This is a genomic window from Flavobacterium sp. (assembly GCF_027490375.1).
Taxonomy (GTDB): domain Bacteria; phylum Bacteroidota; class Bacteroidia; order Flavobacteriales; family Flavobacteriaceae; genus Flavobacterium.
Map to the genome: position 1 here is coordinate 1 of NZ_JAIXYH010000017.1, position 10,778 is coordinate 10,778.

General features: G+C 38.1%; 9 protein-coding genes. 8 read left to right on the forward strand and 1 reads right to left on the reverse strand.

What is annotated here, in order from left to right; translation table 11 throughout:
- Nucleotides 1-14 precede the first annotated feature (14 nt).
- The gene (locus tag Q0064_RS14715; protein WP_366094647.1) at nt 15-164 is read left to right on the forward strand and encodes a T9SS type A sorting domain-containing protein; all 150 of its coding nucleotides are present in this window, start codon (nt 15-17) and stop codon (nt 162-164) included.
- 100 nt (nt 165-264) lie between these two features.
- Nucleotides 265-741: a DUF1648 domain-containing protein gene (locus tag Q0064_RS02450; RefSeq protein ID WP_298143793.1), complete on the forward strand. Its 477-nt coding sequence runs from the start codon at nt 265-267 to the stop codon at nt 739-741.
- Between the two features lie 247 nt (nt 742-988).
- On the opposite strand, the gene Q0064_RS02455 is transcribed toward Q0064_RS02450, so the two are convergent.
- Nucleotides 989-2,239, reverse strand: coding sequence for a hypothetical protein (locus Q0064_RS02455; RefSeq protein WP_298143796.1), 1,251 nt, complete (start codon nt 2,237-2,239; stop codon nt 989-991).
- Between the two features lie 354 nt (nt 2,240-2,593).
- On the opposite strand from Q0064_RS02455, the gene eno reads away from it, so the two are divergent.
- The 6 genes from eno to Q0064_RS02485 all read left to right on the forward strand — a co-directional run bounded on the left by eno (nt 2,594) and on the right by Q0064_RS02485 (nt 10,735).
- Complete coding sequence (eno, locus tag Q0064_RS02460; RefSeq protein WP_298143799.1) at nt 2,594-3,886, forward strand: phosphopyruvate hydratase; 1,293 nt, start codon at nt 2,594-2,596, stop codon at nt 3,884-3,886.
- Between the two features lie 167 nt (nt 3,887-4,053).
- Nucleotides 4,054-6,891 carry a T9SS type A sorting domain-containing protein gene (locus tag Q0064_RS02465; protein WP_298143801.1) on the forward strand — a complete coding sequence of 946 codons (2,838 nt, stop codon included), beginning with the start codon at nt 4,054-4,056 and terminating at the stop codon, nt 6,889-6,891.
- A 170-nt stretch (nt 6,892-7,061) separates the two neighbouring features.
- Nucleotides 7,062-7,595 (forward strand): hypothetical protein, encoded by a 534-nt coding sequence (locus Q0064_RS02470; protein WP_298143804.1) that lies wholly within the window; start codon nt 7,062-7,064, stop codon nt 7,593-7,595.
- A 97-nt stretch (nt 7,596-7,692) separates the two neighbouring features.
- A complete protein-coding gene (locus Q0064_RS02475) occupies nt 7,693-8,493 on the forward strand; it encodes an ATP-binding protein (RefSeq protein WP_298143807.1) in 801 nt (266 codons plus the stop codon).
- Complete coding sequence (locus Q0064_RS02480; RefSeq protein WP_298143810.1) at nt 8,490-9,104, forward strand: response regulator transcription factor; 615 nt, start codon at nt 8,490-8,492, stop codon at nt 9,102-9,104. Before Q0064_RS02475 ends, Q0064_RS02480 begins: the two co-directional genes overlap by 4 nt.
- Before the next feature lie 347 nt (nt 9,105-9,451).
- Complete coding sequence (locus Q0064_RS02485) at nt 9,452-10,735, forward strand: citrate synthase (protein ID WP_298143813.1); 1,284 nt, start codon at nt 9,452-9,454, stop codon at nt 10,733-10,735.
- Nucleotides 10,736-10,778: the final 43 nt, after the last annotated feature.

Below are 10,778 nucleotides of genomic sequence, written 5' to 3' on the forward strand. Positions count from 1 at the left end.
TGAAAAAAATTGAAGTGTTCAATACGCTTGGCCAGTTAGTGATTAGCGTTGTACAACCCAGCAATGAAGAAGTGGTTGATGTATCTCGTTTAGCTGCGGGCAATTATTTTGTGAAAATGCACTCATCAAAAGGAATCGGAGTGGCGAAAGTGGTTAAGAAATAGCTGTTTTTTTGCAATAAGCAATCGATTCGTAGTTTTGTAAAGAAGGAGAGTTTCTTTTTTAAGGTTTGAAAAACTCAACTTCTCAAAGTCGATATTGCCCATGAAAAACGTACTCAGTTTAGATAAAAAGCTTGAGATTGCAGCGCTTTCGATGTTCGCTATCCTTCTTGGCTTTTCGATCTATCTTTATTTCAATTTGCCAGAAACAATTGCGACACATTTTAATGCTGTGGGTACAGCCGACGCGTACGGTCCTAAATCCACTGTATTTATCTTGCCTGGAATTTATTTATTCTTACAGGTGTTAATGAGTACAATCTCGCAATCGGCAGATTCATTTAATGTACCAGTACAGCTAACAGCAGAGAATAAAGAACGCCAGCTTCAATTAGGACAACGATTTATACTTGTTCTCCGAATTGTTGTCGGATTCATTTTCCTAAGTATCGAATTTGCTGCATACGGATTAGGCGATAAAACCGATGACGATTTAACTATCTGGTTATTACCAATTGTACTTCTACTGCTCACTTTCCCTATCATAGGATATATTTTTTTAGCTAGGCGAGTACGCTGATATGAATTTTGAGTTGAATGTTGAATATACATTGTTGGTAAAGGCTTAAAGAAGTTGATTTGGTGTCAAATTTAAAATTGAAAATCAGGTAAGATAAGCAGCACGATATTGTATGAACTGCAATTATCGTGGCTTGCCTTCTAATTTTTCGATTCTAAGATCATTGCCTAATTCTTTTAATGTCTCATCATAATCAGCATTTATCTGAGAGCACTTCAAATCTTCAGTTTTTTGTTTTTTACTTCTTTTAGAGTGTAAAACGATAACGAAGCGTAGCAGTCACAGAATTCTTAATCTCAAAAAAGTAGCTGTCAAAGCTTTTTGTGAAAAATGGGCTTGATTGATTTAAATTCATTCGTAAACTAATATTTTTATATTCAGCTCCAAATCCGAAACCGATCACCCCTGCCGAATCAATTGTTGATTTTTCGGGATCATAAATATAAGTCCCGCCGCTGTTTGTCATAGTTTCTGCGATAGTAATTTCGCCCTTCAACAAATTTGTGCTAATGTATAAGTCTGTGAAAAATTTAAGATTGTTTTTAGGGAAGAAATAGTAACGAACGCCAAGCTGAGCTCCTAAATAGGGTAAGTCTACAGTGTATTTTTCTGTATGATTATTTGTGATTGTAGAACTCTGAGTGGTATAGTTAACTTCGCTTTCCTGGCTGAAATCTGCATAATTCAAACCGAAGAATATTGCAAATGTTTTCTTTGAAAATAAAATCTCAAATTCAGCACCCGCTGTTGGCGCAAAAACACTTGACTCATGCGATACATTTTCATTGTTTTCTGCATCGTAACCCCAAGTACTACCACCTAATTGTCCGTAGAGTCTATAACTCTCTTTTCCCTTTATCTGAGTAATTGCCATTTTGGGCGTTTCATTTTTACAAGTCAGATATTCTTTGAAGTAAGTTATAAGATCAGCTGCTGTATACTTTATTTTGACTAATTCGCTAACGTCTTTATTTCCACAGTTGAACTTTTCGTACAGCGTTTTTTGAAAAGCTTTGTTTTCTTTTTTTATACCATCTTCAGACATAAACTTGTGGAAAACTAGCTGAACAGCTTCTTTTTCGTTTTGATTTTTATAGAAAAATTTGTCGCCATTGTCCGATGCTAATTTATAAAGACATACGCTACCCTCAATTAAGACTTGTAAAACAAGGGTTTTTGCAGTAAGTTTAACATCGGGGTTTGTTCCCAAATTGTCATAGATGGAAAAATCGTTGACTAGCGCGTTTAGTCGTACGTATTTTTGGTTGTCAGTTGTAAAAATCTCAGAAACCTCACTAAATAGAACTTTTGCTTTTCCATTTTCAGATTTAAAGAAAAAATAGGCATCTGTGTCATTTACGTCAATTAAATCAGAAGAATTAACTTCGCCTTCTCTTTTAATTCCATTATTATCAATGTAATATCCAGCATTGGTCGATTTTTGAGCATAGTTTTTTACCGATATCAAAAGCAGTAGGAAGAGAATTGTTTTTTTCATCGAAATTAAAAGTTTAAAAGTGTTGCGTACTCAAAAATAAATATTTTTTTCAAACAGCCTATTTTTTTATTGAAAGTGAGTTCGATGTAAAAATTGAAGTCAGAAATCATTTAAATAGTTGATTTCAAAGAAATGAGCGACTGTATTTATGATTAGTTTTAAAAATAGTGAACTTGGATTTTCTCAGAATACTTTAAAGTATCATCTTTTAATCGATCTATCAGAGATTTTTATGCCAGACTCACATTAATTTACTACTCGAAATCGTTTGCGTTTATAACTTTAGTTCTGTGAATTTTACCAGCTTAAGGGAAATGTATATTTTCGAATCATCAAAAAATTAAATCTTTTTTTATGAGTATCATCATTAAAGTGCATGCGCGACAAATCTTGGATTCTCGCGGAAATCCGACTATCGAAGTTGATGTAATTACTGAAAACGGTGTTCTAGGCAGAGCAGCTGTGCCTTCTGGAGCGTCGACCGGCGAACACGAAGCGGTGGAATTGCGCGACGGCGGTAAAACATACATGGGTAAAGGCGTTTCTAAAGCTGTTGAAAATGTGAATACAAAAATTGCCGAGGCGCTTGTTGGAATTTCTGTTTTTGAGCAAGAATTACTCGATCGAACCATGATTGCACTCGACGGTACTCCAAACAAATCAAATTTAGGTGCTAACGCTATTCTTGGCGTTTCGCTTGCAGCAAGTAAAGCTGCCGCAGCCGAATTAGGATTGCCTTTATATCGCTACATTGGGGGCGTAGCTGCAAAAACGCTACCAGTTCCGATGATGAACATCATTAACGGAGGTTCGCACTCCGATGCACCAATCGCTTTTCAGGAATTCATGATTATGCCTGTTAAAGCAACTTCGTTCACGCATGCCATGCAAATGGGTACCGAAATTTTCCACAATCTTAAAAAAGTACTTCACGACCGCGGCTTATCAACAGCAGTTGGCGATGAAGGTGGTTTCGCTCCAAATTTAGCCGGCGGCACAGAAGATGCACTCGACAGCATCAAAACAGCAGTTGAAAATGCCGGTTATAGCTTTGGTGACGATGTGAAAATTGCACTCGATTGCGCCGCTTCTGAGTTTTACGTAAACGGAAACTACGACTATAAAAAGTTCGAAGGTGAAGGTGGAAAAATTCGCTCATCTAAAGAACAAGCCGAGTATTTGGCTGAACTAGCTTCTAAATACCCAATTATTTCTATCGAAGACGGTATGTATGAAGATGATTGGGACGGATGGAAATACCTAACCGAATTAGTGGGCGATAAAGTACAGCTTGTTGGCGATGACTTGTTTGTTACCAACGTACAACGATTATCTACAGGTATTGAAAAAGGTATCGCGAATTCAATCTTGGTAAAAGTAAACCAGATCGGTACTTTGTCTGAAACAATAGCTGCGGTAAATATGGCACACAACGCGGGCTACACCTCAGTTATGAGTCACCGTTCCGGAGAAACCGAAGACAGTACAATTGCTGATTTGGCAGTAGCTTTGAATTGTGGACAAATCAAAACCGGTTCCGCATCACGTTCTGATCGTATGGCCAAATACAACCAGCTTTTGCGTATTGAAGAAGAGTTGGGAGAAACGGCGTATTTCCCCGGAGCGCGCGCGTTTAAAATAAAATAAGCATAAAGTTTTTATGTTAAAGCCCGGATTTTTCCGGGTTTTTTTGTGAATTTAAGTCAATGAACATCAGTTTTTAACCCCAAGATTTGATGGGAATCTAATCCATTAACGCAACCCGATTCATTTTTGTTTATCCTATGGTTGTAACCTTTAAACAAACCCAGGACATGAAACAGAAATTACTTCTATTGCTCTTTGTAGCATGGAGCGGATTTTCGCAGCAGGTAAATTTTACCGACCCCAATTTAAAGGCATTCCTACTTACTGCCGGAACAAGTTTTGCAAACGCTTTCGACGAAAATTATAATCCAATTGCTGTCGATGCAGACGGCGACGGTGAAATATCCGTTCAAGAAGCTCAAGCCGTTTACTATTTAGATATCGCCTTTTTTGATATCAGTAGTATTGGTGGTTTGGAGGCTTTTACTAATCTGCGAATGCTCGATTGCTCGTACACAAATTTGGTGGGTCAGTCGATAGATTTAACAACTCTAACCAATTTGGAAGTACTGCGAATAAGCAATTGCGGTATCGCCGATTTAAACATCGCCGGATTAAACGCGCTTAAAACTTTGTATGCCGACCAAAATAACCTTACTAGTTTCAGCCTCTCCAATCATAATGCGATAGAAGCTATTTCATTTTCCGCTAACCAATTGACAGCTATTGATTTGGCGAATCTTCCTAGCTTGAAACTTCTAAATGTCAATCAAAACCAACTAACAGCACTAGGATTAGACAATACGCCAGCTCTAGAAAATCTGATGTTTTTCAGTAACTCAATTAGTCAGGTAGATTTTTCAGGTTTCCAATTCCTGCGAAGCATTATTGGTTACGATAATAACTTGACAACAGTCGATGTGTCTTCTAACCCTAATCTATTCGAGCTTGGTTTAAGCGATAACGAAATTACCTCGATAAACTTTTCCTCTTCAAATGCACTACTTTATACAGTTAATTTGTCAAACAATCAACTGACAGCAATCGATGTATCGGGTCTAACATCTCTCTCCGATTTAGCACTTTCTAACAATCAATTAAGCACCTTAAACGTAACGTCAAATACTTCATTGCGAGGGTTGTTCGTTTCGCAAAATAGTTTGAGCGATCTCGACCTAACAGCAAATCAAGGTTTGAACATGCTCGAATGTGCAAATAATAACTTAAGTACACTAAATATCGAAGGTTTAAATGTTTTGTTGCAAGTAGATTGTAGCTACAATGCGCTTACAAGTCTTTCTCTGGAAACAAATCCTGCTATTTATTCATTGCGCTGCAATAATAATGCATTAACTGCTTTAGATGTTTCAGCACAGCCTACTCTTTATGTGTTGGATTTTTCATCGAATCCTATTTCAGAAATCGACTTAAGTACGCAAATGTACTTGTCGGAACTGTACGCAAATAACACCAATGTGGTTGATTTAGATTTATCGAATGCCTCATACTTGTTTGTAGTGCGATTCGCTCCAAACGAAAATCTTGAGTCCGTTAATTTAAAGAATAACGGTTTTCAGGATATCTCATTCTCTGGAAACGATTTTACGCAAGTTCCTAATTTGCAATTTATTTGTGTAGACGAATTTGAAACGACGTTCTTTCAATATTACGTCAATCAAGTAAATCCGAACATCATCATCAACGGATATTGTACGTTTGAACCTACAGGAACATTCAATACAATTTCAGGTGTTGCACGATTTGACTTCGACAACGATGGTTGCGAAGATGCCGATTTACCCGTGCTGAATCTTCAAATAAACATCACAAATGGTCAAGGAAGCGGAGCATATTTCACTAACGAAAGCGGAACGTTTGCCTTTGCAGTTCCCGCCGGAACCTATACGCTAAATGCTTCGATAGCCAATGCAGAAGCTTTTCAAATTTCTCCATCGCAGTCAACCGTTTCCTTTACAGAAGAAGACGGCGCCCAAACCGCAACCGTTGATTTTTGCTTGACACCAATAAATCCGACTGCCGACGGAGAAATTACCGTACTTCCGTTTTCTGTTCCGTATATTGGATACGAAACGTATTACCAAATTATCGTCACAAACAAAGGTAGCTTACCTATATCCGGAACGGTTTTCTTTAACTTCGATGGAGATGTTGCATATTTAAGTATTGCGTCGCCTTTCGCCGATTCGGTAACCGCGAATCAAGCAGCTTTTAACGTAGATCAGTTATTGCCTTTCGAACAACGTACTATTTTAGTAGCTTTAATGTTTCAGGCTGATCCTACTGTAGCACTTCCTATAGACTTATTTAATTTTTCAGCTCAGTTTGTGATTAATCAAACCGATGTTAACCCAGACGACAATACATTCGAGTTTATTCAATCAACACAAGAGGCTCAAATTGAAAATGCGGTTTTTTGTTTGGAAGGCGAAACAGTTGATGCGTCGGAAATTGGAGAATACCTGCACTATGCGGTAAGCTTTAGAAATACTGGCACAACAGCAGCTCCTTTTGTAGTGTTGCGTTCCGAGTTAGACGGAAATAGCTTCGATTTAAGTTCCATTCAAGTTGTTAGCGCCACTTCTCCAGTAACTACACAAATCACAGGAAATGTACTGGAATTGATTTTTGAAGATTTAAATCTGCAACCGGGTGCTGAAGGAGACGTGCTGCTTAGAATGAAGTCGAACCCTAATTTACAACCTGGCGATACAGTGGCGTACGGCACTTCAGTTTATCTGGATTACGACACCATGGTTAACACCAATTTAGCCCAAACAACGTTCCAGGCTGCTCCACTTTCTGTTGACGACAATCAAGTTACTGTGGGCGTTTATCCAAATCCAACGAGCAGTAAACTATTCATCGACGCCAAGAATAAAACAATTGGAAAAATTGCTGTTAGCGATCTTGCAGGAAAGCAAGTTTTAACATCAACATATAACAGTACTACTGGAATCGACGTGCAAAGTTTAGCTCCAGGGATGTACATTCTCAATGTGGAAACGTCTAGCGGTAAATCCGTTCAAAAATTTATGAAAAAGTAAATTACAGAAGTTCTATGTATTTTACGAGGGAAAGTCGGCCAATTGAGCCGACTTTTTCTTTTTTGTGCAAGCATTGTTAAAATTATAATCAAACCAAAAAATACCTATAAGTAGGTAGTTTTTAGTTTTTGCTTCTCTATAAGTTTGGACATGTAAAAAACAACTTTGTTATGTCTATCATTGTTAATTACCCGCACAAGCCATATTCGGTGAGAAATTCTCGAAATTTTAGTTCAGGAAGCATCGATGTGCAAATTATTTTGCCAGAGGAAGTAAACGGATTGCCCTTACAATTTGAAAAAGGACCGGTTTACAATATTTCAACTGGTATTCGAAACGCGATTATGATTTACCTCAAAGAAAAAAGTGGTAACAACATCAACGTTTCAAGGGAATCATCTTTCTTAATCAACAAGAGTTTCAACATCAATCTCGACAATTTAATCGCAGTAGAAGGTAGCAGAGACATTAATTTTTCACGTGATAGCATTCACGTTTACGTTTGTCATCAAGCTCCCGAATTACGAAATATCAATGATGTGGTTTATTGTCAGAATCATGTGCCAGGTCCCGCTACTTTAGCAAGCTTACTTCTCGAAGAGAGCCGGCATTTTGCTTTAGATGGAGGTGCTTATTTTGAAGACGATTCAGCCGAAGCTTCAAGTTTTCCAACAAAATACGGAATGGGAGTCATTAGAAATTAAACAGTTTTACACCAAAGCAGAACGAAACCTACAGTTTCTGATCTAATAATTGCTGTTGCACGATTTCCGTAAAGTAACAGCTAAAAAAATAAATACTATGCAAGCAATTATCGGCCACATAACGTCTACATTCGCCTTAACCTTAATTTTAGTGCTTTTTGCCGTTGTCGCGCTCTTAGTTTATTTAACTATTTTATGCCATCGTGTTTACGTACAGCAAAACCAAAAGATTCTGCTGCAGCGAAAGGTCTCAGAAATAAAAGAACGTGAGTTGGATCAAATAAGCTTGATTCTCGAGAGCCACGAAATCTATCGCAAACGCAATGCGGAAGATCTTATCGACTTTATAGGAAACACTATAACAGCAATTCGCCTCAACTTCGAAGAATATGCTTCTGATGTCCGAAAGCCAGAATATAAAGCACAACGTATATCAGAATTATTGTCGAAAGTGTATGAAAATGTTTGCAAAGCACCAGAAAACAAATATGTTGAAGCTCCGAAAGCATCGGGCCTTGTAGCAGCGGTTCAATCGCTAGCGAAGCAAATTGGTGTTGTCGGAAAATTGAAAGTACAGGTACTGCCATTTAACTTGCAAACACGTATGGAAGAACGTATCGAATTATTGCTTTTTAGCGTTATTCGCGAACTCGGTACGAATGTCGTTGAACACGCACAAGCTTCCGATTTGACTATTTATTTGAATGAAGATGATGCTCGAAATTTAACTATCATTGTAGAAGACAACGGAAAAGGTTTTACATTCGATGCTATAAACGCCAAAGCAGATTCGGGTTTGAAAAAAACAGAAAAGATAATTGAAGAATTAGGCGGAACGTTTAATGTTGATTCAAACGTTAACAACGGAACAACCATTATTGCAACCATAAAGATATGATTCGCATTGTATTAGCAGATGATCATCAATCACTTATCGATGGTTTGGTGTCGGGAATATCCGATAGCGGTAACATAAGTGTTATCGGAACGGCACAAAACGGCACCGATTTGGTGAAGCTCGTTCGTTTAAAAAATCCCGATGTTGTTGTAACCGATATTCGCATGCCCGGAATTGATGGTAAAGCAGCGGTTTACGAAATTCTTAAATATCAGCCCCATGCACGTGTAATTGCATTCAGTATGTTTGATTCGCCGCCGCTTGTAAAGCATTTTCAAGAAATTGGCGCTCGCGGCTACGTTTTTAAAAGTTCACCGCTTTCGGTATTGATAAACGCAATAGAAACAGTAGCGCATGGAGGAACGTATTTTGAAAGACCTGTAACTACTTTTAGTATTGATAATTTAGACGAAAAAGTGCAACTCAGTAAACGGGAACAAGAAATTTTAGAACTTATCGCTAAAGGACAAACCTCGATTGAGATTGCAACAGCCTTGAACATAAGTAAAACAACAGTAGACACGCACCGAAAAAATATACTTCAGAAATTAAATTTAGATGGTCGTGCCGATTTGGTGCGATTTGCCGTCGAAAACAAATTTAATCTGTAAATCCCGAGTTAAGGACTTTCACTTAAGAACTCGAGAAGCTTTATTTCTGCACTTTCTTTTGCGCTGTTGCAGAAATTTTAGAGGTTAGTTGTCTTGCGATAAAACATCAAGAATCTTAATTTTTCGCTTGAATTCTGCCTTACATCGTAGAAAAGTTGTGCGGTTATGAAATCTTCATCACAATAGATGGAAATGAAATTGATTTCTTATTCAGCACTCAGTTCTTTCAATTTCGACCGATTTATAAATAAATTAACGAAAACGTTAGCGCAAAGATTTTTTTAACGGTTTTGTATTATGTAAGTTTGTTAAATCTTTAAACAAGTTTACTTAAACACATTTATTATATGTCAAAATCGGCATTTCTAGAATTAGATGGCAATAGGTACGAGTTTCCCGTAATTGTTGGAAGCGAAAACGAAGTTGCAATTGATATCAATAAACTGCGAGATGTTACCGGTGCAATAACCATGGATCCGGGATACAAAAATTCAGGTTCGTGTACCAGCAACATTACATTCCTCGACGGAGAGGAAGGTATCTTGCGCTACCGTGGTTACGCCATCGAAGATCTGGCAGAAAAAGCAACTTTTCTTGAAGTTTCTTACCTAATTATTTTTGGCGAATTGCCAACGCATGCGCAATTAGCACAATTTGAAGCTGATATTCGAAAATATTCGCTTGTGAACGAAGAGATGAAAAACATCATCGATGGTTTTCCAAAAACAGCACATCCGATGGGTGTACTTTCTTCGCTAACAAGTGCCTTAACCGCTTTTAATCCAAAAGTTGTTAATGTTGAAAACGAAGCCGAAATGTATGAAGCTATCGTTAAAACTATGGGTAAATTCTTGGTTTTGGCTACTTGGACATTCCGCAAGTCGTCGGGATATCCATTGAATTACTACGATAATACAAAAGGGTATGTCGAAAACTTCATGCGACTCATGTTTGAATTGCCAACCGGTCCGTATGAAATAAATCCAGTTGTCGTAAAAGCACTCGACAAATTATTTATTCTGCACGCCGATCACGAACAAAACTGCTCTACATCTACAGTTCGTATGGTTGGATCTTCGCACGCAGGCTTGTTCGCATCAATTTCAGCGGGTGTTTCTGCTTTGTGGGGTCCGTTGCACGGCGGTGCTAACCAAGCGGTATTGGAAATGCTTGAAGCTATTCAAAAAGATGGTGGCGATGCAGGAAAATACCTTGCAAAAGCAAAAGATAAAAATGATCCGTTCCGTTTGATGGGATTCGGACACCGCGTTTATAAAAACTTCGATCCTAGAGCGAAAATCATTAAAAAAGCTGCCGATGAAGTATTGGCGAATTTAGGAGTTAATGATCCGATTCTAACGATAGCCAAGCAATTGGAAGAAGCTGCTCTTGTTGATGAATACTTCGTAAGTCGTAAGCTGTATCCAAACGTCGATTTCTACAGCGGTATCATTTACCGTGCGTTAGGAATTCCAACGGATATGTTTACCGTACTTTTTGCTATTGGTCGTTTACCCGGATGGATCGCGCAATGGAAAGAAATGCGCGAAAATAAAGAGCCAATCGGTCGTCCGCGACAAATTTATACCGGACATCCGCTGCGCCCGTTCAAAACGTTTGAACAGCGCTAGTTAGCGATAATTATAAAAGGTAAAATGGTTGTGCGCGTTCACA